We start from the raw sequence: 25745 nt of genomic DNA, 5'->3' as shown, positions 1-25745 counted from the left end.
TTTAGTTCTATGGATTTATTTTTTTAGATACCCACATCTCTCATAGATGGAATACCAAAAACTATAAAACCATATCTAAGGAGAATCAGTGTAGAGTTATAAAAAAGAAGGAATAGCCCTGAGATCAGGTAGATCTCTCTCAATTTCACATTATTTGTTAAGTTTAATGAGATTTACGCCTACGCAGGTATACGACAAAGCAACCTTCACTAGTTTAGGAAGGCACCTCAACAGAGTTATAAAAAAAGCATTACGTACAGTATCAAAAATTATGGGCCAGAAAAGTTCCGACAATAGTTACCGCAAATACGAGCAACATAATAAAGTGGTGGCCCATGCTTACTTCATGCCAACCAACTCGTCAGATCACGTCCCAGCAGCTTGCTCAGTTTTTCCACGTCATCACGGAAATATATGCATAATTTCTCCTGCATCTCAGGTGAAATCAGGTTATTGATTGCCCTCCGGTTGTTCCAACTTTGAACTATACTAGCCACACCAGTGCCTTTTCCGATACCTAATCTCTTTCTAACAGTGGCTGCCACACGGACGCCCTGCGCTAGACGGGGGTAACGAGGGATTTGACGAGCGTTTTCTACCGGAAAGTGAGAGCGTCCGTCATCCCCTACTCCAAGAAAATCCAGTGCGCGACGGTATTCTCGCCTCGGATCAATTTTCATATCGTCTAACAATATTACTAATACCCGCTCGCGAGATACCAACTTAAACAGCCGTTCCATTTGCTCACCGAGCGAGCAGATAGGGCCGTACAATAACTGCTTCGGGTCAGGGCACGTACGGGGCACCAGAACCCCCCGCCGCCGTTCCTTCTGAAGCGCCCATGCCCGCTCTAGTGATAATTCTTTTTCTATTCCTGATTTTAAGTTTTGCGAGTATAGAGAAGGCACCATATGCACGGGATTGCGTAAACACACCAGAAATTTCGCATCTGCATTGTACTGGAGAATAGCAGGTACGGCCTCTAAGGAGTGTAGGTAGCCTGTTGTGGCCTCACCAACAACCAAATGTCCCTCATCTGCAGCTTCGAAAAGTTGTTCATATTCTTTTATAGACCGTGGCCGAAAGAACGACTGGAAATCCCTATTAAAATACCTCGGTTCTTTGGGGCTCGACATGAAAATCTCCGGATGCGCCGATAACCAGGACGCAAACGATGTCGTTCCGCATTTCGGAGCCCCCAAAATAAAAAAATTCGGCCGCTTCATCAACTTTACCCCTACAGGTAGGCAGAACATTCGTATTGGCTAGTCCAATGGCTCAAATCCCGGCCAAGTAATTGGCTCAGTTTCTCTATATCTCCGCAGAAAAATTCTTGTAATATTGCCTGCATTTCAGGTGAAATTGTATTGTCCTTTGGCTTCTGGTTATTCAATGATTGGATCATCTTTCCTATACCAGTAGGTTTGCGGAAACCAATCCATGCTTTCATAAGGCCTACCGCCCGTAGCGTTTGGGCCAGGCGGGGATAGCGCGGGACTTGACGAGCGTTTTCTACCGGAAAGTGAGAGCGTCCGTCATCCCCTACTCCAAGAAAATCCAGTGCGCGACGGTACTCTCGCCTCGGATCAATTTTCATATCGTCTAACAATATTACTAATACCCGCTCGCGAGATACCAACTTAAACAACCGTTCCATCTGTTCACCAAGCGAGCAAATGTTCACGTATAGTAAGTCGTTGGATTCTAAGCACACCTGCGATACTTCTTTACTATGCCGCCGTGTCTCCTGAAGTTTCCACGCTTGCTCCAACGACATTTCTGTTTCTCTCCCCACCTTTATGAGTTGCATATGAACCGAAGCAACCATTTCCACCGGATTACGCAAACATACAATAAATTTAGCGGATGGATTGTACCGAAGGATAGCAGGCACAGCTTCCTTGGATCGCAAATAGGCAGTAGAAGCTTCACCAATAGCCTGATGTTGGCTCTCCACCGCTTTGAAAAGCTGTTCGTATTCCCTCAGGGACCTAGGTCGGTGAGAAAACGGAATATCCTTACTGAAATAATTTGGTTCTTTCGGCTTCGTCATGAAAACCTGCGGATGTGCCGATAACCAAGATGCAAGCGATGTCGTCCCGCACTTAGGTGCGCCCAAAATGAAAAAGTTAGCTCGCTTCATCATTTAAAATTTTATGCTCTATTTTATTGCTTCAATATATACCAAAGCCTGGCTTATATTCCCCACCATCATCAAGATCTAAACCGTATTTTTCCCATCTTGGGACTTTATTTTGGCTGTATGATTGCATTGATTTTTTCTTAATTATTTTTACACTTTGATAAGAGGATTGTTCTAATTCTTAAAACCATTGTAAGAAAAAGCCATACTATTGATCCCCAGATGCTTCCTTACCGACTGCCACAATAGAATGTTCCAAAGCACTAGGGTAACTCCCGTCGCCACGGCAGCTCCTTCCATACCCCATAGAGGGATCAAGAATAAATTAAGGACGATATTCGTAACGGCCGCGATCATAAGCCCGCGGGCCACGTTCCGTTCATATCCGGTCATATTGAGCAGGAATCCCACCGAACCCATTGCTGCATTCACCAACTGTCCTGAGGCGAGAATTGCCAAGGGGGCATAACCGGAAACAAACTCAACCCCAAACACCAGTCGCAGGACCGGCTCGCCAAATACAATCAATACCACAACAACAGGTAACGCGGTGAACAGAATGGCACGAGCGCTGGCGGTAACTACACGTTGAAGACGCACCATGTCCCCAGCAGCATACAGGCGCGAGAAATGGGGTGCGATGACCATATTGATGGCCTGCAAGCCGAAGGCGACCAACGTTGCACTCTGCACAGCCACACGATAGACACCCACCTCCTCCGCATCGCGGAATAGCCCTAGCATGATAATGTCAGTTTGGCTATTGATAATCTGCATACCAGCGATGAGCGACAGCGGCAAAGCACTGGATAGCCAGTGTCGGGTATCATACGCTGGCGCCGCTTCCTTGCTTTGCCAAGGAAGCGAGCGGACAAGTAGCCACCCACCAACCCCGAATGCCATACCAGTCGCCACTGTATGCATCAGCATGGCATCAGCAGGTGTTAGCTGCCGTTGCGGAAATAGGAGCCAAACCACACCTAGGAAGAGCAGGAACCCTCCTGGCCGGAGCACGTGCTCTGGCAATTGACCCTGTATTACCTTACGTAATCCCCTTAAGGCAGCTCCACGAAGATTGCCGAGTGCAATGAGCGGTAGGAGCAACAATGCCCAAGCAAACGTGGTGAGATATTCCTGTGAGAATCGCTCCGAAAAAACCCAAGCAACAGAACCCCCTGCCAGTGCGAGCACTATAGCTATAACTCCAACCGCCTGAAAAGCACGGCGTAATATCCCTTTTAGCAGGCCCCACTGCGCATTTGCCTGGTAGGCTGCAACCTCGCGCACGACGAGGATCGGCAGACCCATTTGTGCGGGAATACCAAGAATTTGGACCAGGGCATAAGCATAAGCATAGATACCAAACCCCTCGGCCCCGAGCACTCGTGCCAAAACCACCGTGGTCGCCAACATGAGCAAGGTATGGCCAACCTTGATGGCAATGCTCCCTATACCGCCACGTAAGAGCTGAGCGCGAAGGCCATTGCTCTTCGCTAACCCAGCTATCCGCCCAAACCGGGCCTTGAACGCTGCTACAGAGACCGCCGCCTTATTCATCCATCACCTACCCTATTGATGGGAAAAGGTCACCACGGATTCTCCCGCTATCACCATGGTAAGCATGCTGCGCCCCAAGGCTTGGATATAAATTCCAGGAACCGTTTCCTGCCATCCATCAAGCCATTCACAATATTGCTGCCAATAAAGCCAGCACCGCCTGTCACGACGATCATGCCCTCTCCTTAATATTGGCGACGTACTCACTGCGAATCCGCTCAATAATGGTTGAAGACGATACTCCAGGTTCGAAACCCATGACCTCAACCTCACCACCTGCCGCCTTCACACAGTCGTAGCCCGCAATCTTCTGCGGCGTATAATCTCCGCCTTTAACCAATAAGTCAGGAGCGATGCGACAAATAAGACGTTCTGGGGTCACTTCGGAAAAAGGCACAACCCAGTCGACGCTCTTTAAGCCAGCAAGTACTGCCATACGGCGCTGAATATTGTTTAGCGGGCGGCCATTACCCTTAAGTGCGCGTACCGAGGCGTCGTCATTGACCGCCACGATAAGGCGGTCACCCCGGCACTTGGCCATCTCCAGGTATGCCACATGCCCCGCATGCAAGATGTCAAAACATCCATTCGTCATCACTATGGTTTCACCCTGGGCACGGGCATCTGCCACCGCCAAAAGCAACTGCTCTTCATTCAAAATCCCTTTTCCAGATTCCGCCTCAACCATAAACGCTTGGCGAAGTTCGGAGGGACTCACCACCGCAGTGCCAAGCTTGCCAACCACCAGCCCTGCAGCAACATTACTGAGAGCAATGGCCTTTTCAAGGCAAAGCCCTGCCGCCAAACCCGCCGCCAGCACCGCGATGACGGTGTCGCCAGCTCCGGTAACATCAAAGACTTCACGCGCTTGTGTAGGTAAGTGCAACTCTGCCCCGGCTGCGGGGATCAGAGTCATGCCCTGCTCTCCTCGAGTGATCAGTAACCCGGTCAAACCAAGATGGCCCACCAATTCCCTGCCTCGCTGGGATAAGCTTGCTTCATCAGGACAGCGTCCCACCACTGCTTCGAATTCGGCTAGGTTTGGAGTCAGCAAATTGGCGCCCCGATAAATCGAGAAATCGCGGCCCTTCGGATCGACCAGTATCCATTTGCCGGCCGTTTGAGCTGCTGCGATTAAGTCACTTACTGCGCTCAACGTTCCCTTTCCATAGTCGGAGAAAACCACTACCTCTACTTTCCTTAGAGCAGAATAGAACAGTTCGGTTATAGCATCGGCGGCGGCCCGCGGAAACGGTGAATCGAAATCCAGGCGGATAAGTTGCTGATGGCTACTTAGCACCCGTAATTTAGCCGTTGTCGCTATTCCCCCGACGCGGTGGAAACCGCAACTCACCCCCGCCGCCTCCAACTTCTCAGTAAGGGTATCTGCAGCAACATCATCCCCAACCAAACCCATAAGGAGCGGCTCCAAGCCCAAAGCCGATAAATTGAGGGCCACATTAGCCGCACCCCCCGGCCGCTCTTCCATGTCCTTCACACACACAACCGGCACCGGTGCCTCGGGAGAAATGCGCGAGGTCCCGCCATGCCAGTACCGGTCGAGCATGACGTCACCAACTACAAGGACACGACACTTGCTGAAATCCGGAAATTCGATCTTCATGGCTAAATCTCAAAAGACTCGCACAACAAATGGAGGATGATAATATGGGCTTCTTGGATGCGCGCCGTCGATTGGACCGGTACCACCAGAGAGAGATCCACGCGTCCGGCCAGCTCGCCGCCATCGCGCCCAAAGAGACCGATAGTAGAAAGACTGCATGCCCGGGCCGCCTCCATAGCACGCACTATGTTTGGAGAATTACCTGAGGTGCTAATGACTATGAGTAGATCGCCAGCGCCAGCTAAGGCTTCTAGTTGTCGCGCAAATACGCGCTCAAAACCATAGTCGTTACCAATAGCGGTAAGTGCGGATGTATCCGTGGTTAGCGCCACAACCGGATATCCTTTCCGGTCTCGATTAAAACGACCGGTGAGTTCGGCAGCAAAATGTTGGGCGTCGGCTGCGGAACCACCATTACCACAGATAAATACTCTTCCCCTGCTCTTGAAAGTGCGCTTTAACATCTCTGCTGCGGCGGCTATTTCACTGCCCATAGCGGCAACGGCATCCACTGCGCGCCGGTGCTCCCTAAGACAATCCTCTATGTTTATTTGGCTCATTTAAGTGTAAAACCCCTAAATCCTGGATACCGAATGACACGAACCTTAGGCCGACAAACCCAGCTAGCTATAACGAAACAAAGCGGTGATAAGTTTTTTTGACAACGGGGAAGCATAGCGCCGCAGCTAATAGTTAGAGGTGAAGAGCTTTCTAGAGCGTGATTAATTTCATCCTGCTCACGGCTGCAGGCCACGCTTGCCTTTAATGGACAAAAGGATTTGTCCGGTTCTCTGGAGGTATTTTCCGAGGTTCCGGTGGATTATATTTTGTAATTGGTGAAATTTGCTTTTTTTGCTGACTGCGTCGCGGCACCTTCAAGGGATGGAAAAAAACCCCTAAGAGGAAAGCAAAGAAAATCCCATTAGCTGGAATGTGGAGATTAAAATCTACTAGAGTATGGAGCAGCAGCAAGAACAATCCTACCCCCGCGCCTATCTGAATAAAATAAAATTTAGAAGCCTGTTTTCCACGCCAAACTTTTATCCACTGCCGAAAATAGAGCAAGAGCGTAGCGACTATCAATACAGCAGCCGGCAATCCTCCCACCAAGAGCCATTCCAGATAATCATTATGGGCACGATGGACGAATCCACCGAGAAAATCCACGGGCTGAAAACGTTGGAATACTTCCGCGAAACTCCCACTGCCGCTCCCAAAGGGGAAAAACTCGCCGATGGCGCGCAGGGTTCCAGCAAAAATCGCCCAGCGACCTTCTTGCATGGGATCATCCAAAGCTGCAAAACGCTTGAAGATAGGGGCAAGTCCTATCTCTAGAGCCAGCACCGCTCCGGCAAAAGTGAGCACCCCGACCGTGCCATACACCTTTCGGCCACCAAGCTTCCACGCAAAAACCCAAAAACTCAGGAAGAGTCCCACCATCGCCAACAAAATCCCGGCTCGAGAACGAGTAAATACCATCCCCAACAAGATCACCAAAGCCATCCCAGCGTACAACATGGAGCGGCTGCCCTGCCGGCTACCCCAGGTCAAAAGGCGCTGACGCCACCCTCCGCGACGATGTGATAGCTCGAAAGGTTGGCCTACTGTTGCGATAAGCAGCGCCAAAACTACCGGCAACGCCATTTCCAACAGACCCGCTAGATGGTTACGATTCACATAGGTGCCTACTGCACTGTTCCTATAATGCTCATTCCCCAAGCGGAAAACACTCTCCGAGCCTGCACCGAATTGAATCAATCCTAATACCGCCTGGAATACTGCAATACCCAAGAACAGGTAGACCAGCCTTTGAAGCTGCTGGTGAGACAAACTCCGAGCAACTAAAAAAACCCCGACGGGGGGAAGTAGAGCCAGCCAGGCGGCTTCCGCATGGCGAGGAATAAGGGCCACAGGGCGCCATGCTTCAGAAAAAGAGCGCTCCCCCAGGGCTTCGCGAAGGGCCTCGGCGTAAAACGCGCGCCCGGGGAGAGACTCAGCCCAAAACACCGGGGGCAAAGGGATTAACTGGAATAAGGGGAAGAGCAAAATTCCACCCACAAGGACATTCTCAGCAATACTTAACTTTTTTTGTCCTTGGGAGTGAGCCCACCATAAAGCGAGCAGGACTAAGCCTGCTAACTCCAGGGCAATGAGAGGTAGCGGCCCGTTCCCCGCCCAGAAAAGGGGCGCAAACAGGAAAACCACTGCCAATATTATCCCCGGGCTTTGCTTTTCATCCATGGCGGACACTGGATAGTTGCTCTTTATGGCTGGATTATTTTTCTTCACCATCCCCTATCCTAAAGACAGTTATTACCTCGTTCTAAAATGATTCTTAAACTAGGCCTATTTGCCTTGGTTTATCTGGACTATCTGGTCTCCCTGTCCTCCCTGGCTTACCTGGCTTATCTGAATGATCTGACCTATATGGATCACCTGGCCTAACCTCCATGGCCTCTCGGGTCTTTCAGGTCTTTCGGGTCTCTCGGGCCTGTCAGGTCTATCATACCTACTGTGCCTATCGGGCCTATCGGGCCTATCGGGCCTATCGGGCCTATCGGGCCTATCGGGCCTATCGGGCCTATCGGGCCTATCCGGACTGGCTAATTGCACTCCCTGCGTCACCCACACACCACCAAAACCAAAAGACGGGGCTGAGAAGCTCAACCCTAATCCTATTACCATGATAGGAATAGGTTTCATAATACCTTTCATAATGTTTCTCTTTACTTTTAGCGTTTAACATCCTCCCCCAACCAAAGCCAGGGGACTCCTAGGATCACAAGCAGACGATATTAGCCTGCTCGCACTCCAATCCTCTATTCAGGTTTTACTGGTACAGAATGGGCTTCCATTACCGGTTCGATAGCCAAGGAATCAAACCAGGCCGTTCCCCGCACCTCAAAATCAGCAGGTGCTCGTCCTAGCAGCTCTAAACCTAGCAATTGCACGCTACAATCTTCCGTAGGCACTTCAAAAGAGAAGCTAAATCGACGCCAAAGGCTGGCACCTGCCAAGCGCTCGCTGGCAGCAAGCTGCTGCTGAGCAGGGGCGAGACAATAGACAGTCCATCGTAAACCTAGGGTGGTTTCTAAATTATCCAGCCGGACATTCCCTCTCAGTTGATAAGCTCCCGGGGATAATAAGAGCGGCTGAAACAGGTGCTTGAAACGAACCCGTTGGCCGAAGAACGCAACCCGCAAAGCCTGCTCCCCCTCCATCCCCGAGGTGGAGACGGTATCAATCTCGACCCCCCGCGGCTGGCTAAAATGCCAACCAAAGCCTTCATTCGCCAGAGGCCGCTCGAAATGACCATTGAAAAGATTGCCGGGGGCCTGTACCTCGACCTTATCCAGGGCATTCACCCAGGTAAAGTAAGCCTCCATCCACTGTCCTTCCCATTGCAGTCGAGAAACAAATGATTGCCGTTCTTGAGCGGAAGGACTACGCTCGCCTTTGGCATCGTATAAAGCACGCACAGTCGCCAACTGCTCTGCATTAACTGCGACATAAGCAAAAAAGTTCGGCCACCAAGAAGGGGAGGTACGGGCCAGAGGAAAAAAGCTCGGGCGCAATCCAGGGCGCTCGGCAATCCTAAGCAATAGAGGAAAAATCTCTTCAGAAAGGCTTGCTCGCATCTGCAAAGCGGTATCCCAACTTTGGATGGCTTGGTCCAAGCGCCGCTGCCTCAGCCAAAAGCCGGCAGCTTCCAATTGGACCGGCCACAGCCTAGGTCCCAGAGCGGAAGCCTGCTCCATCAGTTGCTGGGCGACTGCCAAATGACCTGCCCTTTCCCGAAGGAGGGCCAACATGGCATAAGCCCTAGCATCGCTAGGATTTTGTCGCAGGGTTTCCTGCAGTAGGTGGCCAGCCTGCTCCGGTGCGCTTTCCAGTAGGCGAGCAGCCTGATTGCGCAGAGCTAGAGGGTGCCGGGCATCCCAGGCCAGCGCTTGCTCCGGGTCGCGGGAAGCATAGTGCTCCCCTATGCCAAGCAGCAATATGCGCCATGCCAGGAAGAGCCCCACCCCGGTTATTGCAAGCCAGCGTATTGCTTGCTTGAAGGAATCCTTTCCCGGGGATCGGGTAGCAACCACTGTCTGCTCCGAGCTGGGAAATTAATTAGGCAACTTTCTGATCTGGTAAGGAAGGCATGGAATCATCACTATAATAATAGTAATCATAGCCATGACCATGATTGCGATTGTCAAATTTGGTTAAAACGCCGCCTAGAATAAGGATCTGCCCCATCTTTAACCGCTTGATTGCTCCCTGCGCAAAAGTACGCCGAGTACCTCCCGCCGAAACCACAAACAAGGCTCCTTCCACGAGATTACCCAGTATCAGCGCATCGGCAAGTCCTAGCACCGGCGGCCCATCCAAGATTACATGATCAAACTTTTCCTTTGCTGTGGAGAGCAAGGACATCATCTTGGCGCTCCCTAGCAACCCTGCAGGATCCGGAGGTAGGGGTCCAGCGGTAATAAGAAAGAGGTTGGGAACCGTAGTGGGCTGGCTAATTTCCACCGGCGTGGCTTCCCCGGCCAAATGGTGAGTCAACCCCAAACTATTGTCTGCTTCTAGGACACGGTGCAAGGAAGGATTGCGCAAATCCGCATCCACTAATAGGACTTTTTCCCCTGCCTGGGCAAAGTGAATGGCTAGGCTGGCAGCCGTAGTGCTTTTTCCCTCCCCCTTGCCAGCACTTACCACCAATAGACTCTTGGGAGCTCCTTTAGGGGTGGAAAACTGCAATGCAGTCCGCACGGAACGGTAGGCCTCTGCAAAAGCCGAGCGCTTATCTTCAGTGCTCACCAAGGCCAGTGCAGTCCCCCTTGAAAGGGCTTTATTTGGGTTATTGAATAAGGGGATTAGCCCCAAGGTGGGTAATTCCAGAATTCGTTCCATCTCTTCTGATTGTTTCAAGGTATCGTCTAAATGCTCAAACAGAAAAGCTAGACCAATGCCACCGAAAAGACCGAGAATCATAGACAACAAGGCGTTGAGTTTAAGACTAGGCTTATGGGGCTCCAAGGGAATCTTGACCGGATCCACCACTGAGATATTGTTCAATCCCACTCCGCCGGCCACGCCGATTTCTTTATAGCGTTGCAGCAGCCCTTCGTAGAGCTGGCGGCTCGTATCAGTTTCCCGCGCCAGCACCTGATACTGAATACTCCGTTGAGCGAGATCTTTAATTTCCTCTTTTGCAGCTTTTACCCTTTCTGCCAGCAAACTTTCCAGGGCCATAGCCGCCTCATAGTTTGACCGAATGGCAGCCCGCACATTATCCACCTCCTCGTCGATTTTTGCTTGCAGCTTGTCCATTTGTTCCCGTAGCTGCTTCATCTTGGGATAATCGGGCTTATAAACAAGAAGATTTTCCCCATATTCACCCTCTAACTTGGCCAAACTTTCCTTGAGTAGCTGTATCATCGAGCTTTGCAAAACCTGGGGTAATCCCTGGGAGGCGGTTTTTTGCATCTGCTGGTAAAGGGCTTCGCTCTTGGCCCGCTCTTCTTGAGCGGCAGCAAGGGAGGCGCTCGCGTCTTCTAACTCTTGAGCAACGAGCGGTTGGCTTTCATCAAAATTGATAATGTCATGGTTATTGGCATATTCCACCAGTTTTTGCTCGGTCTCCTCTAAGCGGGCTTTAGCTTGCAGGAGTCGGTCTTTCAGAAAGCCACGGGCGTGGGCAGTGGCATCGTAACGGCGCTCCAAATTGGCGCTGATAAAAACCTGAGCCAAAGTTTTAACCACCTGGGCGGATAGTTTCGGATCCGGGCTGTCATAATAGACTTTCACCAGTCGGGAGTTTTTGACCGGATCGACCATTAGTCCTTCTTGAAATTGATCAATAAGTTTTTCTGTCCCACCTGCTGCACTAGGGGCTTGCTCCATCCAGAGATTCTTTAAAAAAGACTTTAATCTGCCCAAAAGGGAAGGATCCTGGTCGGCGGCAAACACCGGATGCCGCGCCAAGCTCAGCTTCTCAAAGACTCGCTTGGCCAAACTGCGGCTTTTCAAAAGACCATATTGTGTCTGATAAAACTCCTCCCGCGAGGCAGCCGATTCAACCGGTGCAATATCTTCATATTCCACTACCTTGGGTAACTCTCGGTCGATTAGTATAGTTACTCCAGCCCGGTAAATAGGGGTCATGAGAAAGCTGGCGGTTATCCCTGCCGTGGCCACAATGAGAAAAAAGGTCAACACCATCCACTTCCGGCGAACCAAAATCCGCCACAGATCGAGAAGATTGATTTCACCCTCATCGGGATGACTGTAATACACTCCAGACTGAGGGAGAGTCACAGACGAAGGCGGACGCTTGGCGAGTGCGCCGTCTGATTGAACGTTGGGGGTCGGAAGATGGGATTTTTCTTCGTTGTTCACTGGGCTCTCCGCCTAATGTCCTCTATCAAAGACTTTGGTTTTCCGGCAACCAATAAATGCAACAACCCTAAATGGGGACTGAATGCAAATTTCATCTTCCAAGCCCTAACCACTGGGACAACCTTCTACCCATTCCCCCCGGTTTTGCCTCTGCCGGATACCCTCCGTTCAATGCCGGAGGCTGAGGGACAGAATCAGGAGCCTGATTGGCTAAGACCGCTTGGGGTCGGCCCTCGACCAATTGCCTGGCCTCTTCGGCGCTTACCCACTTTTCTGCGGCCATCACTCCTTCACTCAACAAAGGCGGACGCCGCCCTAAACCATGGGCATCGGTCGCAAGCAAATGGACCAGTCCTTCATCCAACATACGCTCCCCCCAGTAGCGAGCACGGCGCCCAAAGCGACCGCTGAGACTGCCTGCTGTCACCTGCATCCAAACCCCTTTTAACGCCAGTTCAACGAACAACTCATAATGGTCGCCAATCCAAGTCAACCGTTCAGGATGGGTAATAATCGGCACATAGCCATAGGCAGACAGGTTGAATGCCAGCTCGGAGAAACGGGGAGGACAAACATGATGAGGCGGTTCAAATAGAAAATAACGAGAGCTATTCAGCGTAGGCACTTCGCCGGCCTGCAACCTTTTTCTCAGATCCGGGGTAATCTGGATGTCTGCCCCCATGACCAATTCCAGCTCGATATCCGCCGCCGCCAGTGCTTGCCGCAACCGTTCCATTGCCGTCTGGATTCCCTCTACGGTGTTGTCATAGAGCCCCAGGTAAATGTGGGGAGTACAGGCGATGGTCGTGATCTGATCACTGACGGCTAGGCGTGCCATGGCCAAAGCAGTTTCCAGATCAGAGGCGCCGTCATCGATCCCCGGCAAAATATGGCAATGCAAATCAATCATATCAATATAATTTATAAAGTCTTAAGCACGCTACCGCCCTACCGTATACATTTTGTTTGCACAGCAAGGATCTTTATCGCTTTTTAGAATGGATGATCTGTCATCGATAGAACATCTTAATTTTTTATTTCGCTGCTCTCACAAGCCATTAAAAAATTAGTACTGCTTTTAAGCTAAAAATGCTAAAAATTTTTTGGAGTTAAAGTTTTTTAAGGGCAGCGTCTATAGCTTCCCTTTCAAGACCCAAAAGTTTTTAGCTCTGGCAACAGAATACGGATTTTTTAACTTGCGATTAACACGCCACCGGGGATTGGGGAAATGACGTGCATTTAAGGAAGGTATCTGGGAAATGTCCCCTTCAGATACGAGGATTCATTAATTTTTTATGACATGTTGCCAAGGGCTGGGGCAAACATGCATTACCCGGAAAGTGTAATAAAGAAGGAGAAATTGTCAAGCCTTTAGAAATAAAAAATATGAAGGTAAATTAGTATTACTCAAGAAGCGCCCTACAGTGACTGACGGAGTATCAAAAAATTTCAATTTCATAAAGCTATTTCTCAGATAGATTGAACTTGAAGGACGGGTGAACTTAGCCCAAGATAAGCTTCGACTCCGCCATCCCGTTCTTTGATAGTAAGCCTAGCTCCCACAGGTGGCAACAAGGATTTGACTAACCCTAACCCCGTACCGAGTCCTTGTCCCGAAACAAAATCTAATTCCTCATTCAAGCAAGCAGGTTCATTGCGGATCAATAACTCGGCGCTCTTTCCCTGGGTGCTTGCTGTTAACCATATCCGAATCTCTCCGCTCTTGGTATCACGATGCTTGCAAGCATTAAGCACTAACTCATTCACAATAAGGGCGACAGGAACTGCTTCCTGTTCCACAATAATAATCGGGGTGTCTAAAGCGACCGTACCATCATCAAAATGAATCGGGCAATTAGCAACTCTGCCCGCATTATGGCAAATGGCTCCCACCGTCTCCTCTAATTTTATCTGGCCCCCTTTGTTAATCGCTTGGAGACCATGAATAGCTGCCACCGCTGCAATCTGGCTAATTGCCGCTTGCATTGGCTGAGTCAATTCAGGAAAATGATGGATATACTGTTGCAACAGGCCCACCAGTCCCTGGAGATGGTTTTTAATCCTATGATGGACCTCGCGAATTAACGATTCCCTTTGGGTCAGCCATCGCATCTCCCGTCGCTTATATTCAGTAATGTCCGTCGCCAATCCCATGATGAGTCCAGCACCCTTGTTTTCCTCCATCAAAATGGAACAACGCAGACTAATCCACCGCGTTTTACCGTCAGGAACCAGAACACGAAATTGCTCTTCGTGAATAGAAGTTCCCTTTTGTTTTTGCAAGAAGCCAACATCAAAAATGCTTCTGGCCTGCCCTCCCTTTTCAGGAAAAGCATTTTTGAGAAAACCTAACGGATCGCTAGACATTGCTTTTTGTGAACAACCCCACATTCGCTCAAACGAAGGACTCACATATAATAATTTCAGCCTATTTCCTTCTATTGACCAAAAAATCTCGGGAATTTCTTCAACTAATTCCGCAAGCCTCTCCCGCCGTTGGGTCCTCTGTCTAAGCTTGTTGCTCCGTTCAATAGCGGCCGCTAGAATCCCTGCAACCAGCCGCAACACGGTAGCCTCCTCGCTTGTCCAGTAACGCTCTGTTTGTTCGTAGCAAGCCAAAAACCCCCATGGTTTTCCATCCACGGCAAGCAAAGCAACCAGTAAAGTGCCCCCCCCCATTGAACCGAGCACCGCCCGGACTTCCTGGGGAAAATCACTCATACTCGTCGACAATAGGCTTTCTTGAGCTAAACGCCCCCACCAGCGATTTATCCCTTCCTCGCTCCCTAAAAAGTTTCGGTTTTTTTGCTTGCCAAGAGGGCACCTCCAACCCGGCTTTGTCCATTCGGCACGAATGGATATCCGCAACTCGAAGGTTTCTTTAGTAAGGTTTTCTGCCAAATAGACGCGACTAAGGGCAAATTTTTTGCCAAGGCGTTCTAATACGCCAACCACTCCATCGAACCATCCTTCATCTTGGCACATCTCTTTTGCACAATCGGCAATCAAATTAAGGATAGCTTCGTCTTTAGACGGTTTCTGTTCTACCCTAGGAATGTTCACACCTCCTCACCTTACCACTGATACAATTAATCTGCTCGCCAGCGTTTATAACGTCCCGAGCTAAGTGGTGCAACTTGCAACGTTGCGCTCTGGCGTGGGATCGGAGACGTTCAAAAGCCTCTCTCTCGGTGAGGCGATAGCGTTCCATAAACAACCCTACCGCGATACTAATTTCCCGACTTCCCCTTAATGCCACATTTAATTGCTCTTCCGATTCCTTAAGCTTTTTAATTTCTTCAGCACGCTCCCTGGCAGCATGGAGAGCTGGCAACAGTTGAGGCACATCAATAGGCTTGACAAGATAACCTGACGCGCCTTCTTCGATGGCCATTTTTACTGTCTCGTCATCGTTATAGGCAGAAAGAAAAATGAACGGGATCCCTTGTTCCCGAAACCAACGACCCACCTCTATACCCGACATCCCCGGCATACGAATATCCATAATTGCAATTGCAGGTTTCACATCTTCAGCAAAAGTCATGGCTGCCTGACCGGAAGTGGCTTCGAAGACTTGATAACCCGCATTTCGCAATCCCTGTGCCAACGTCGAAAGAATAAATCGCTCATCATCGACTAATAGTATCTTGCATGGGTACATCTTATTAACGCCTCTTTACTCTGCCATTCTCTACATAAAAGTTCAGGCTAATGCAAAGGTAACTAGGGTCTACTTGAAGACCCGATCAATCTAGTTTCCCCATACTCATTCAAAGCAACAAACCATATAAAAATAGCCAGCCCCCTCTATAAATTAATGAGTGACTAGTTCCTGTTGGCATTTCACTTGCCATGTTAGGCCCATTGGGTATGGAAATACTGCGACTAAGTTTGCGTGATGACCAATGGGAACGGGTTGGGCGCATGCTTCCGGACATATCGGCAGCGATAACTGGACGAAAGTGCCCACAGAATGCTTAAAAAAACGCCGTTCTTAACCCTTATGCGATGTAGGTGGATATTCAAATATCATGCCTTATTAATAAGTCTTTGTTTTGTTTTAATTTTTATAAATAACCAAGGAATAGCACCGTGCTTTAATGACGCAATTTAGCGACGGAACAAATTATGAGAAGGCAATGAAGAGGGTTTTAATGGAAAATATCAAGCCTGGCTTGGCCCAAGAAAATTAAATAAAAGTTTTAAAAAACAATGGAATATATAGCTAGAAGCAGGAGTTATTATGGCGGAGCCGGCGGTATAAGTCAGTTGTCGCTAAGGTTAATTCCAATATAGCTTTTCAAGCTCAAACATGGCATCGGATATTAAAATAATCAATTAAAATCAAAAATTTAATTCATTATTTTGGACTGGAGGGGAGCGCTATAATCCGCAGCAAAAACCAAAGCAGTAACAAAGGAAGAAGTATCGTCTGCAGAACAAAAACCACGATTAGATCAACGACATGTTCAGCAATTTCTTCCGATTTCTCCTTTAGTTGCTCAATTTCTGCTTCAAAATTAAGCGAGCTTCGCATGTCACCCCACAACGCAGAAAATTTATCGCGCCAGTTTTTTTTCTGTACCTCTTCCTCTTTTGAAGGTATTGACTCACCCAATTGCTTGAGTTCCCTACTTTTCTGTTCCAAGGCGCTGACGGAAGCTCGTTGCTTATCCTCGATAAAATTTTCAAACACTTGACTACTCAAGGAAGCAATTACAGGCATGGCAAGATTAAGGAACAAAGTCAATAGCAGTAATTTATCGATAAAAAAAGGTAAATTCCAGCGTGATAGTAGAGGTAACCACAAACGGGCGATAAACAATAAAACGGACCCCAATAACAACACCTGCATGCCCCACCAGCCGGTCATTTCTAGCAACAATTTTTGTATGCCTAGAGAAGTGGTGCTAGCCAACATTACCCAAGAAAAACGCTCAATGAGATCATTGACCGGGTCCAGAATTTCTCCCAGGGCAAAATTCACACCCACACCGGTGGGCTCAACAGCCAGTTTTGTCCCCTGGGCTACAGAGATGATACCGTTCAAGGTTCGCGCCACCGCAAATGTGGTCAAAGCCTGTTTGAATATTCGGTCAATGTAGGCGCCCCCCTGCTCATTCAAGCCACCCTCCCAAGCCAAGATGGCCAACCAGAGGATAAAAATAGTCAGCCCCAGCTTTTTTAGGGGGGGGCTGAAGTTTGGAGTTGTTGCACTCAATATTAAAGTATATAGTTGAGACTAAAAGACTACTTCAGATAATGCCCACCATGGAGACGCGGCATTGCGGTTCCGCTAATACGGTGGTTCCGGTAATATTAGGCCTCACAGTAACTCATAATAATATCCTAATGTGCGCTTAAATTAGGAAAACAACGGCGCCTCCTTTCAAAAATGATGGGCTCTTATAATATAAGTTGCTATTCTATCGACAAGGCCTACCAGGATTATATCCTTCCTGGCGTCTCCCGCACGTTCGCACTCACCATCCCCCAGCTTCCCCCGAAGCTGCAAGAGGTGGTGGCCAACGGCTATCTGCTGTGCCGCATCGCCGATACTATTGAGGACGAACCCAGCCTAAGCATCGATCAAAAGAAATTTTTCTCCAACACCTTTATTGCCGTCGTCGCGGGGCAAGCCTCGGCTAAATTCTTTGCCCGGGCCCTATACCCCCTGCTCTCCGAACATACCCTGGCCACGGAGCGGGAACTTATTCAAAATACGCCGAGGATCATCCGGATCACCCATAGCTTTACTCCCCGCCAACGGGCCGCCCTTGAGCGTTGCGTGCGCATTATGTGCGACGGTATGCCCCGCTTTCAGAATACCGCCAGCCTGCGGGGCCTAGCCGATATGGAAACCATGGACCGGTACTGCTACTTCGTCGCTGGCGTAGTGGGGGAAATGCTGACGGAGCTTTTCTGCGACTATTCCCCCGGGGCCAACCGCAACCGGGAAGCCCTCCACAGTCTGATGATCTCTTTCGGCCAAGGTTTACAGATGACCAACATCCTCAAGGATATCTGGGATGATCGGAAAAGGGAAATCTGCTGGCTGCCACGCAGTATCTTTGAGCAAACGGGTTTTGATTTGGATAAACTCACACCAGGCCACTATCAACCGGCCTTTGGTGACGGCCTGCAACACCTTATTGGTATTGCCCATGCCCACCTCCGCAATGCCTTAACCTATACCCTGCTAATTCCACCCAATGAGGTCGGTATCCGGCGTTTTTGCCTCTGGGCCATTGGCATGGCCATTCTCACTTTGCGCAAACTACACCGGCACCGGGATTTTTCAGCTAGCCAACAGGTCAAGATCTCTCGCCGTAGCGTAAAAACAACAATAATCTTAACAAGTATTGCAGCAAGTCACGATAAGGTATTAACATTCCTATTTAATCTTGCAGCGAAAGGTGTGCCTTTTATACCACTAGAGGCAACCAGAAACGACAGCAAAGCAACACCTGTACTGCAAGCATCGCCAGAAAAATAGGCCTGATGGGATTAAACGCGAGGGGATCTCACTATGACCCGTGCACTTCGACAAGCTCCGGAATCCGCCGGCGCCGTAGACATCGCCGCCGCTTCTCCGGCAACCGAAGCCTTACCTCAAGGTATTCACCGTACTGAACTCAGTGCAGCCATCACCGCTGCTCGGGACGCCTTGCTCAAGTTACAGCACGCGGATGGCCATTGGTGCTTTGTGCTGGAAGCGGATGGCACTATCCCCGCTGAATATATTCTCTGGACCCATTTTACGGGCGAGTTGGAACCTGAAATCGAGCGCAAACTGGCCGCTCGTTTACGGGCTAAGCAAGCCGACCATGGGGGCTGGCCCCTTTACGAGGGGGGCGATTTGGATATCAGCTGCTCCGTAAAAGTCTATTATGCTCTCAAACTGGCTGGTGATGATCCTAGCGCGCCTCATATGGTCCGAGCCCGCGAAGCCATCCTGGCCCGGGGAGGCGCCGCCCAGTCTAATGTCTTTACCCGCCTTGCGCTGGCCATGTTTGCTCAGATCCCCTGGCGTGGAGTCCCCTTTATCCCTGTGGAAATCATGCTCTTGCCAAGCTGGTTTCCCTTCCATTTGAATAAGGTTTCCTACTGGTCGCGGACAGTTATGGTGCCCTTGTCCATCCTCTACAGCTTGAAAGGGCAGGCCCAAAACCCCCGGGATGTGCATATTCAAGAACTGTTTGTTACCCCGCCAGAGCAGGAACGTCACTATTTTCCCATCCGCTCGCGCCTCAATAAGGTTTTGCTTTATGTGGAGCGTACGGCCCGTTTGCTGGAACCGCTTATCCCCTCAGCCCTGCGGCGCCATGCCATGAAAAAAGCGGAAACCTGGTTCACCGCTCGCTTAAATGGTGAAGATGGCCTCGGCGGCATTTTCCCCGCCATGGTCAATGCCCATGAGGCACTGATCCTGATGGGTTACGGTCCTGACCATCCCTTGCGGGTCCAAGCTAAAAAAGCAATTCAGAACCTGCTCGTGGATGAGGGAGATTCAGCTTACTGTCAACCCTGTCTATCACCCGTTTGGGACACGGGCCTGGCTTCCTTAGCGCTCCAAGAAACCGAAGGAGGACATACCACTGCACCGGTCATCCGTGCCCTTGACTGGCTCAAGGAGCGGCAAATCTTAGAACAGCCCGGAGATTGGCAAAAACAACACCCCCATCTCAAAGGGGGGGGCTGGGCTTTTCAGTACAACAACAGTTATTATCCAGACCTAGATGATACTGCGGTGGTGGCCTGGGCGATGGATCAAGCAGCAGCACCGGAGCACTACGGAGAATCCATCCAGCGGGCCTGCGATTGGCTCTGTGGGATGCAATCCCGTAATGGTGGGTTTGCCGCCTTTGATTCCGACAATACTTATTATTACTTAAATGAAATCCCCTTTGCTGATCACGGGGCTCTGCTGGACCCGCCCACTGCGGATGTCAGCGCCCGTTGTGTGGCGCTGCTAGGACGTTTAAACCAGCCCCAATACGCCCAATCCCTAAAGCGGACCCTGGACTATCTGCGCCAAGAGCAAGAGTCCAATGGTTCCTGGTTCGGGCGTTGGGGAACCAATTATATTTATGGGACTTGGTCGGTGCTGACGGCCCTGGAACAGGCGGGCTTTGATCCCCAAGAAAGTTTTATTCGCAAGGCGGTGGACTGGCTGAAGCAGGTCCAACGTTCAGATGGAGGCTGGGGGGAAGACAACTATTCTTATTTTGACTCCTCCCTGGCTGGCCGCTATCAGGAAAGCACCCCCGTGCATACCGCTTGGGCCCTGCTTGCCCTAATGGCCGCCGGAGAAGCAGACAGCGAATCAGTTAAGCAAGGCATTATCTACCTCCTGCAAACCCAGCAAGGAGACGGATTATGGGATCATCCCGCTTTTAACGCCCCTGGGTTTCCCCGGGTGTTTTATCTTAAGTACCATGGCTATGATAAATTTTTTCCCCTCTGGGCCCTAGCCCGATACCGTAACCATCTCAATCGCCAGTGTTGATCCTCGGTTCTGGCAGTGGAGTCAACCAAGCGGCAATGGCACCGCCATTACCTTTCATTCGAGCCGGTGTGGTGGCAGCCTTACCTGCGGAAGGGCGTTGCCTGACCAAGCAGAAGCTGCGCCCTGGCAGTGATGTCTCCTTGGCCGGTGCGCTTCGCTTACAGCTGTCTGGTATCGGCCCTGAGCATGCTCGCCGGGCTGCTGAAAACCTCTTGTCTACAGGCGCCCAGGCTTTAATCAGCTGGGGCGTCGCCGGCGGGCTGGCACCTCATTTGGAAGCGGGAGTCCTGCTCTTGCCCCAGCGAGTGCAATACCTAGAGGGAGAAGAATACTGGGTTGATCCCCACTGGCGGCAATGCCTTCTGGATCGCTTAGAGGACAAGCTAACCCTCTCCAGTGCCCCACTTCATCATACAGAGACCGTTCTTTCCTCGCCGGAAGAAAAAGCCCGCCTCTACCGTCACAGCGGATGCGTGGCAGTGGATATGGAAAGTGTCGCCGTGGGTAAGGTGGCTAATCAGGCGGGTGTCCCCTTCTTGGTGATCCGGGCAATCGCCGATCCGGCTCAAATTGCCCTGCCTGCTACCGCCCTCAGCGCTCTGAATACCCAAGGTCGGCTGCAACCGTTGGCCCTGCTAGCAAGCCTGTTCTCCCGTCCCGGGGATGTCCTCGGCCTGTGGCAACTGGCCAAGCATTTTCGGGCTGCAAGAGCTACCTTGCAGACCGTAGTGGCCCAGGTGGGTCCAACCCTCCTCGCCCCCTAAAGCCATGCGTGCCCTTATTCTAGCCGCCGGTAGAGGTAAACGCCTTGCAGACAGCCATGACCATCCCAAATGCCTGTTGGAATTTGAAGGTCAAAGCCTACTTGAGCGCCATCTACTTATTCTGACTCAGCTAGGCGTTCAAGACATTGCCATTGCGGTAGGCTATAAGGCTGAGCAGGTGGAACAAGCCCTGGACACCTTGATCTTCCTCCCCCGCCCTCAAACTGTATGTAACGCCGATTTTAACCAAGGCAGCATTGTCAGCCTCTGGACTTTGCGGGATCAGCTACGCGCCGGGGGAGAGATTTTCTTGATGGATGCGGATGTCCTTTATGACTACCGCCTAGGGCAACGCTTATTACAATCCCCCCATAGAAATTGCTTCCTGCTCGACCGCCACTTGGAACCCGGCGAAGAACCCGTCAAGCTCTGCCTTCGGAATGGAGTTCTAGTGGAATTTCGCAAACAGGTCCCCACAGGACTACGCTACGATATCATTGGAGAATCGGTGGGATTCTTTCGCTTCTCGGAAGAGGTCGCCCATCGACTCGCTGATCGCTGCCAAGACTATATGGACCAATCACGTCATGAGGCCCCCCATGAAGAGGCCATACGGGACCTTCTATTAGAAACTCCAGAGCGCTTTGGGGTTGAGGATATTACCGGCTTACCCTGGATAGAAATTGATTTTCCAGAAGATATTCACCAGGCCCAAAATATTATTTTGCCCCAACTGGAACCCCTCAAGTCATCACCGTTATCATAGTTAAAAAATTAATCTTCGATACGGAAAACCCTAATCCTGAACCTATGAGTACTGTACCCCTACCCACCACTACCGATCTGAAACGCCAGCCGTCAAAGTTTGCCCAATTACGCGACTTACTGGAATCCAAGCAAACGGAATTTCTAATGGAAGCCCACAATGGCCTGAGTGCTCGCATTGTTGAAGAAGCTGGATTTAAGGGAATTTGGGCCAGTGGTCTTGCTATTTCTTCCCAGTTTGGGGTGAGGGACAATAATGAAGCCAGTTGGACCCAGATAGTGGATATGCTGGAATTTATGTCCGATGCCACCCGCATTCCCATTCTCCTAGACGGCGATACGGGATACGGAAATTTTAATAATTTGCGCCGACTAGTGAGGAAACTAGAACAAAGGGAGATTGCAGGGGTTTGTATTGAAGATAAAGTCTTCCCTAAAACCAACAGCTTTATCTCCGGTGAGCGCCAGCCCTTGGCTGATGTGGATGAATTTTGCGGTAAGATCAAGGCGGGCAAGGATTCCCAAAATGATCCGGATTTCTCCATTGTGGCTCGAGTCGAAGCCTTAATTGCGGGTTGGGGCCTAGATGAAGCTTTGCGCCGTGCCGAAGCCTACCATGGGGCGGGCGCCGACGCCATTTTGATCCATAGTAAACTGTCCCAAGCCGATGAGATCCTGGCCTTTGCCCGGGAATGGGCGGGGCGGGCGCCACTGATTATTGTCCCCACCAAATACTACAGTACCCCCACCGAGGTATTCCGCAAGGCGGATATCAGTGTCGTGATCTGGGCCAATCATTTAATCCGAGCCGCTGCGGCGGCGATGGCTGAGGTAGCGCGGGAAATTTATGGCACTGAGACCCTGGTTAACATTGAGGATCAAGTGGCTCCAGTCAGTGAAATCTTCCGCCTCCAGGGGGCCGAAGAGTTACTCGCTGCTGAACGCCGCTACACCGCGTCACCAGATGCCGAGACCGGGGCTATTGTCCTGGCGGCAACCCGAGGGGAAGGACTGGAAAGTATGACCCAGGAACGCCCCAAGGTCATGTTACCGGTCGCTGGGGTCCCCTTGTTACGCCGCCTGGTAGATAAGTTTAAGCGTCAAAACATCAATCACATCACCACGGTCACGGGCTATAAACCAGAAGCCATTGATGTGAAGGGCATATCCCTGGTCCATAATCCAGACTACGCCCTGAGCGGCGAGCTCTCCTCCCTCACCTGCGCCCTTGAAGCCTTGTCCGAGGATACCATCATCACCTATGGCGATCTCTTGTTCCGCAGCTATATCTTAAGAGATCTGCGTCACATGCCTGGAAACATTGTAGTGGTAGTAGACTCCGCCATGCCCCCTGGGAAAAGGGAGAATATCCGCGACGCAGCCTTTTGTTCCCAACCGGATGACCGCTCCTTGTTCCGCCAGGATGTGGAGCTGCTTCGGGTTGAAACCCAAAGAGAGAAAATCCACGGGCGGCCCAGCGGCCGCTGGATCGGAATGGTACGCGTGGCGGGTGAGGGCCACCAATGGCTGCTCAAGGGCCTCCAAGCATTGCGGCAACAAGAGAATTTTCCCCAACTGGGGATGCCGGATCTGCTGAATCATCTGGTGGCCAGCGGCCATCCCATCAAGGTTCTCTACATTAACGGCCACTGGCTGGACGTAAATAATATGGAGGATCTGACCCGCGCCGGCGATTTTGCCCACGGTCACCAACAATGATAGAAGCTCATCAATTTATTGACAGGGCCCGTGAATTTGGGTTTGGCTGTTATGCGGGAGTCCCCTGCTCTTTCCTCACACCTTTTATCAATTATGTCATTGAGCGCAATGATTTAAGATATATTTCCTCAGCTAATGAAGGTGACGCCGTGGCCCTAGCCGCCGGCGCCCATTTGGGAGGGCAACCGGCTATCGCCATGATGCAAAATTCCGGCCTGGGTAATGCGGTCAACCCACTCACCTCCCTGACCTACACCTTCCGCATCCCTATGCTTCTCATTATTACCCTGAGAGGGGATCCCGAACTGGGGGATGAACCCCAACATGAACTCATGGGCCGGATAACGGGATCGCTGCTGGAAACCATGGAAATTCCCTGGGAGTATTTTCCCCTGGAAAATGACCAAATTCGCCCTGCTCTGGAGCGGGCCAGCCAGCACTTAAAGAACGCCAAACGGCCCTATGCCTTTATTATGCGCAAAGGCTCTGTGGCCCCCTATGGCTCCAGCGGTAGCAAAGTCCCCCAGCGGGCCTCCCCTAATCCCCTGTTACGCCGCCATTATCAGGCCACTTCCCTTTCCTCCCGCACTGAGGCCTTAACCTACCTCCTCTCTCGAACGCCAGAGCACAATACCGTGATCATTGCCACCACGGGCTACACCGGCCGAGAATTGTGTGCCCTGGAGGATCGCCCTAATCAGCTTTATATGGTGGGCTCTATGGGCTGCGCCTCATCACTGGGCCTGGGACTCTCCCTTGCCCGCCCGGATCTACGAGTGGTCGTCATCGATGGTGATGGCGCCGCATTGATGCGCATGGGCAACTTGGCAACGGTGGGGACTTATGGCGGCCCCAATTTTATCCATGTGCTGTTGGACAATGAAGCCCATGACTCCACCGGGGCTCAAGCAACGGTTTCCAGCAACTTCTCCTTTGCCCAAGTAGCCAGCGCCTGCGGCTATTCTCTGGCCCTAGAAGGAAATGAAGTGGCATTACTGGAGGAATTGTTAAATGCCCCCCTCCAGAATGGTCCCCGTTTTGCCCAGCTCAAAATTCATCCGGGCGCTCCGCGGGATCTTCCCCGCCCCCAGCTTACCCCCTCTGAGACTAAAGAACGGTTAATAGCCCACTTGGTGAGGATTCCATGATTCTGCTTAATCCAGGTCCCGTTAATCTTAGCGAGCGGGTGCGAGCCGCTTTGCTAGGTCCCGATCTCTGTCACCGGGAAACTGAGTTTGCCGATTTGCAAGACGAGATCCGAGAACGACTATTAGCCCTCTATGATCTTGATCCTGAGCGCTGGGCAGCCGTGCTTTTAAGTGGCTCCGGCACCGCTGCAATGGAGGCCATGGTGAGTAGTCTGGTTCCCGCTCAAGGAAAATTGCTGGTCATTGAAAATGGAGTCTATGGGGAACGACTCTCTAAAATTGCCCAGATTTACGGCATAGCTCATGGAACCTTGCACCATCGCTGGGGGGCGGAGATTGATATTCAGCGGCTGGAACAAACCCTCAAAGGGGATCCCGCCATCACCCACGTGGCCGTCGTCCACCACGAAACCACCACCGGGCGTCTCAACGATCTGGCAGCCATTGGCTCACTTTGCCGCCAACACCAAACCCAGTTACTCGTCGATGGTGTCAGCAGTTTCGGTGCCGAAGCCCTGGCTTTCGAGAATTGGGGAATCAACGCCTTGGCGGCTACCGCCAACAAATGCTTGCATGGCATCCCCGGGGCTGCTTTTGTCGTGGTGCGCCGTGATAGCCTGCCCACAAACTCCCCCCAACGCAGTCTTTATTTAGACCTTGCGGTTTACTGCCGGGAACAGGATCGGCGAAGCACTCCCTTCACCCCCGCAGTCCAATCTTTTTATGGGCTGTTAGAAGCCCTCCGTGAACTGGCTGAGGACGGCAATTGGAAGGCCCGTGGAGAACACTATCGCCAATTGGCTGATTTAGTCGCTGACGGACTTAACTCATTAGGTATCGAATCCCTGCTGCCCCGGGAGTCATCCTCCTGTGTCCTCCGGGCCTATCATTTACCCGCAACCCTCAACTACCAGGAATTGCACGACCAACTCAAACGCCAAGGCTTCGTTATCTACGCTGGACAAGGAGGATTAGAAACCCAAATCTTCCGGGTCTCCACCATGGGGGCTGTATCCGTACAAGACATGAAACGTTTTGTCACTACTATTGAAAAAATATTAGAACAAAAGTAGGTAGAAATACCTACTTTTTTCCCTTGTGCTCTTGGGGGGATAGGCGTATG

Annotated in this window: 20 protein-coding genes; 8 read left to right on the top strand and 12 right to left on the bottom strand. The window is 51.0% G+C overall.

The window, feature by feature from the left end:
• Nucleotides 1-344 precede the first annotated feature (344 nt).
• The 6 genes from NHAL_RS06480 to NHAL_RS06455 all read right to left on the bottom strand — a co-directional run bounded on the left by NHAL_RS06480 (nt 345) and on the right by NHAL_RS06455 (nt 7616).
• Nucleotides 345-1226 carry a sulfotransferase domain-containing protein gene (locus NHAL_RS06480; RefSeq protein ID WP_013032368.1) on the bottom strand — a complete coding sequence of 294 codons (882 nt, stop codon included), beginning with the start codon at nt 1224-1226 and terminating at the stop codon, nt 345-347.
• Nucleotides 1227-1237: 11 nt separating this feature from the next.
• Nucleotides 1238-2146, bottom strand: coding sequence for a sulfotransferase family protein (locus tag NHAL_RS06475; RefSeq protein WP_049780591.1), 909 nt, complete (start codon nt 2144-2146; stop codon nt 1238-1240).
• Between the two features lie 171 nt (nt 2147-2317).
• Nucleotides 2318-3700 carry a flippase gene (locus NHAL_RS06470; protein WP_013032366.1) on the bottom strand — a complete coding sequence of 461 codons (1383 nt, stop codon included), beginning with the start codon at nt 3698-3700 and terminating at the stop codon, nt 2318-2320.
• 172 nt (nt 3701-3872) lie between these two features.
• On the bottom strand, nt 3873-5324 hold the full coding sequence (hldE, locus tag NHAL_RS06465) for a bifunctional D-glycero-beta-D-manno-heptose-7-phosphate kinase/D-glycero-beta-D-manno-heptose 1-phosphate adenylyltransferase HldE (RefSeq protein ID WP_013032364.1): 1452 nt from the start codon (nt 5322-5324) through the stop codon (nt 3873-3875).
• A gap of 2 nt (nt 5325-5326) precedes the next feature.
• Nucleotides 5327-5884 carry a D-sedoheptulose-7-phosphate isomerase gene (locus tag NHAL_RS06460; protein ID WP_013032363.1) on the bottom strand — a complete coding sequence of 186 codons (558 nt, stop codon included), beginning with the start codon at nt 5882-5884 and terminating at the stop codon, nt 5327-5329.
• Nucleotides 5885-6086: 202 nt separating this feature from the next.
• Complete coding sequence (locus NHAL_RS06455; RefSeq protein ID WP_013032362.1) at nt 6087-7616, bottom strand: O-antigen ligase family protein; 1530 nt, start codon at nt 7614-7616, stop codon at nt 6087-6089.
• A 158-nt stretch (nt 7617-7774) separates the two neighbouring features.
• On the opposite strand from NHAL_RS06455, the gene NHAL_RS06450 reads away from it, so the two are divergent.
• Nucleotides 7775-8011: a hypothetical protein gene (locus tag NHAL_RS06450; RefSeq protein WP_013032360.1), complete on the top strand. Its 237-nt coding sequence runs from the start codon at nt 7775-7777 to the stop codon at nt 8009-8011.
• Nucleotides 8012-8143: 132 nt separating this feature from the next.
• Here NHAL_RS06450 and NHAL_RS06445 read toward each other — a convergent pair whose 3' ends face one another.
• The 6 genes from NHAL_RS06445 to NHAL_RS06420 form a co-directional block, all read right to left on the bottom strand.
• Entirely contained in the window at nt 8144-9418 is a 1275-nt protein-coding gene (locus NHAL_RS06445; RefSeq protein ID WP_013032359.1) for a tetratricopeptide repeat protein, read from the bottom strand.
• Nucleotides 9419-9443: 25 nt separating this feature from the next.
• Nucleotides 9444-11717, bottom strand: a complete 2274-nt coding sequence (locus NHAL_RS06440) for a GumC family protein (protein WP_013032358.1) — start codon at nt 11715-11717, stop codon at nt 9444-9446.
• Nucleotides 11718-11808: 91 nt separating this feature from the next.
• Nucleotides 11809-12627, bottom strand: coding sequence for a tyrosine-protein phosphatase (locus NHAL_RS06435; RefSeq protein ID WP_013032357.1), 819 nt, complete (start codon nt 12625-12627; stop codon nt 11809-11811).
• A 560-nt stretch (nt 12628-13187) separates the two neighbouring features.
• Complete coding sequence (locus NHAL_RS06430; protein ID WP_013032356.1) at nt 13188-14780, bottom strand: sensor histidine kinase; 1593 nt, start codon at nt 14778-14780, stop codon at nt 13188-13190.
• On the bottom strand, nt 14767-15378 hold the full coding sequence (locus NHAL_RS06425; RefSeq protein ID WP_013032355.1) for an ANTAR domain-containing response regulator: 612 nt from the start codon (nt 15376-15378) through the stop codon (nt 14767-14769). Before NHAL_RS06425 ends, NHAL_RS06430 begins: the two co-directional genes overlap by 14 nt.
• Nucleotides 15379-16077: 699 nt before the next feature.
• Nucleotides 16078-16842 (bottom strand): hypothetical protein, encoded by a 765-nt coding sequence (locus tag NHAL_RS06420; RefSeq protein WP_162010820.1) that lies wholly within the window; start codon nt 16840-16842, stop codon nt 16078-16080.
• Nucleotides 16843-17112: 270 nt separating this feature from the next.
• Here NHAL_RS06420 and NHAL_RS06415 point away from each other — a divergent pair, with 270 nt between their 5' ends.
• From NHAL_RS06415 to NHAL_RS06385, 7 genes are read left to right on the top strand one after another with little or no spacing between them, the layout of a single operon-like run.
• Nucleotides 17113-18213 carry a phytoene/squalene synthase family protein gene (locus NHAL_RS06415; RefSeq protein ID WP_013032353.1) on the top strand — a complete coding sequence of 367 codons (1101 nt, stop codon included), beginning with the start codon at nt 17113-17115 and terminating at the stop codon, nt 18211-18213.
• A 33-nt stretch (nt 18214-18246) separates the two neighbouring features.
• Nucleotides 18247-20226, top strand: a complete 1980-nt coding sequence (gene shc / locus NHAL_RS06410) for a squalene--hopene cyclase (RefSeq protein WP_013032352.1) — start codon at nt 18247-18249, stop codon at nt 20224-20226.
• Between the two features lie 35 nt (nt 20227-20261).
• The gene (locus NHAL_RS06405) at nt 20262-20990 is read left to right on the top strand and encodes a phosphorylase family protein (protein WP_013032351.1); all 729 of its coding nucleotides are present in this window, start codon (nt 20262-20264) and stop codon (nt 20988-20990) included.
• 4 nt (nt 20991-20994) lie between these two features.
• Nucleotides 20995-21756 carry a phosphocholine cytidylyltransferase family protein gene (locus NHAL_RS06400; RefSeq protein WP_013032350.1) on the top strand — a complete coding sequence of 254 codons (762 nt, stop codon included), beginning with the start codon at nt 20995-20997 and terminating at the stop codon, nt 21754-21756.
• A gap of 44 nt (nt 21757-21800) precedes the next feature.
• Nucleotides 21801-23474: a phosphoenolpyruvate mutase gene (gene aepX, locus NHAL_RS06395; protein WP_013032349.1), complete on the top strand. Its 1674-nt coding sequence runs from the start codon at nt 21801-21803 to the stop codon at nt 23472-23474.
• Nucleotides 23471-24622, top strand: coding sequence for a phosphonopyruvate decarboxylase (gene aepY, locus NHAL_RS06390; RefSeq protein WP_013032348.1), 1152 nt, complete (start codon nt 23471-23473; stop codon nt 24620-24622). The genes aepX and aepY overlap by 4 nt, the downstream gene beginning before the upstream one ends.
• Nucleotides 24619-25695 (top strand): 2-aminoethylphosphonate aminotransferase, encoded by a 1077-nt coding sequence (locus NHAL_RS06385; RefSeq protein ID WP_013032347.1) that lies wholly within the window; start codon nt 24619-24621, stop codon nt 25693-25695. Before aepY ends, NHAL_RS06385 begins: the two co-directional genes overlap by 4 nt.
• The last annotated feature ends 50 nt before the right edge of the window (nt 25696-25745 follow it).

Origin of the sequence: Nitrosococcus halophilus Nc 4 (assembly GCF_000024725.1) — a bacterium.
Lineage (GTDB): Bacteria > Pseudomonadota > Gammaproteobacteria > Nitrosococcales > Nitrosococcaceae > Nitrosococcus > Nitrosococcus halophilus.
This window is presented reverse-complemented; position numbering and strand designations above follow the sequence as displayed.

Bases quoted from the DNA above. Each gene is read 5' to 3' on its own strand.
- NHAL_RS06415 (WP_013032353.1), top strand. From the start codon at position 17,113: ATGATGGGCTCTTATAATATAAGTTGCTATTCTATCGACAAGGCCTAC.
- aepY (WP_013032348.1), top strand. From the start codon at position 23,471: ATGATAGAAGCTCATCAATTTATTGACAGGGCCCGTGAATTTGGGTTT.
- NHAL_RS06470 (WP_013032366.1), bottom strand. From the start codon at position 3,700: ATGAATAAGGCGGCGGTCTCTGTAGCAGCGTTCAAGGCCCGGTTTGGG.
- aepX (WP_013032349.1), top strand. From the start codon at position 21,801: ATGAGTACTGTACCCCTACCCACCACTACCGATCTGAAACGCCAGCCG.
- shc (WP_013032352.1), top strand. From the start codon at position 18,247: ATGACCCGTGCACTTCGACAAGCTCCGGAATCCGCCGGCGCCGTAGAC.
- NHAL_RS06405 (WP_013032351.1), top strand. From the start codon at position 20,262: ATGGCACCGCCATTACCTTTCATTCGAGCCGGTGTGGTGGCAGCCTTA.
- NHAL_RS06400 (WP_013032350.1), top strand. From the start codon at position 20,995: ATGCGTGCCCTTATTCTAGCCGCCGGTAGAGGTAAACGCCTTGCAGAC.
- NHAL_RS06435 (WP_013032357.1), bottom strand. From the start codon at position 12,627: ATGATTGATTTGCATTGCCATATTTTGCCGGGGATCGATGACGGCGCC.
- NHAL_RS06475 (WP_049780591.1), bottom strand. From the start codon at position 2,146: ATGATGAAGCGAGCTAACTTTTTCATTTTGGGCGCACCTAAGTGCGGG.
- NHAL_RS06460 (WP_013032363.1), bottom strand. From the start codon at position 5,884: ATGAGCCAAATAAACATAGAGGATTGTCTTAGGGAGCACCGGCGCGCA.
- NHAL_RS06455 (WP_013032362.1), bottom strand. From the start codon at position 7,616: ATGGTGAAGAAAAATAATCCAGCCATAAAGAGCAACTATCCAGTGTCC.
- NHAL_RS06480 (WP_013032368.1), bottom strand. From the start codon at position 1,226: ATGAAGCGGCCGAATTTTTTTATTTTGGGGGCTCCGAAATGCGGAACG.
- NHAL_RS06450 (WP_013032360.1), top strand. From the start codon at position 7,775: ATGGCCTCTCGGGTCTTTCAGGTCTTTCGGGTCTCTCGGGCCTGTCAG.
- NHAL_RS06385 (WP_013032347.1), top strand. From the start codon at position 24,619: ATGATTCTGCTTAATCCAGGTCCCGTTAATCTTAGCGAGCGGGTGCGA.
- hldE (WP_013032364.1), bottom strand. From the start codon at position 5,324: ATGAAGATCGAATTTCCGGATTTCAGCAAGTGTCGTGTCCTTGTAGTT.
- NHAL_RS06425 (WP_013032355.1), bottom strand. From the start codon at position 15,378: ATGTACCCATGCAAGATACTATTAGTCGATGATGAGCGATTTATTCTT.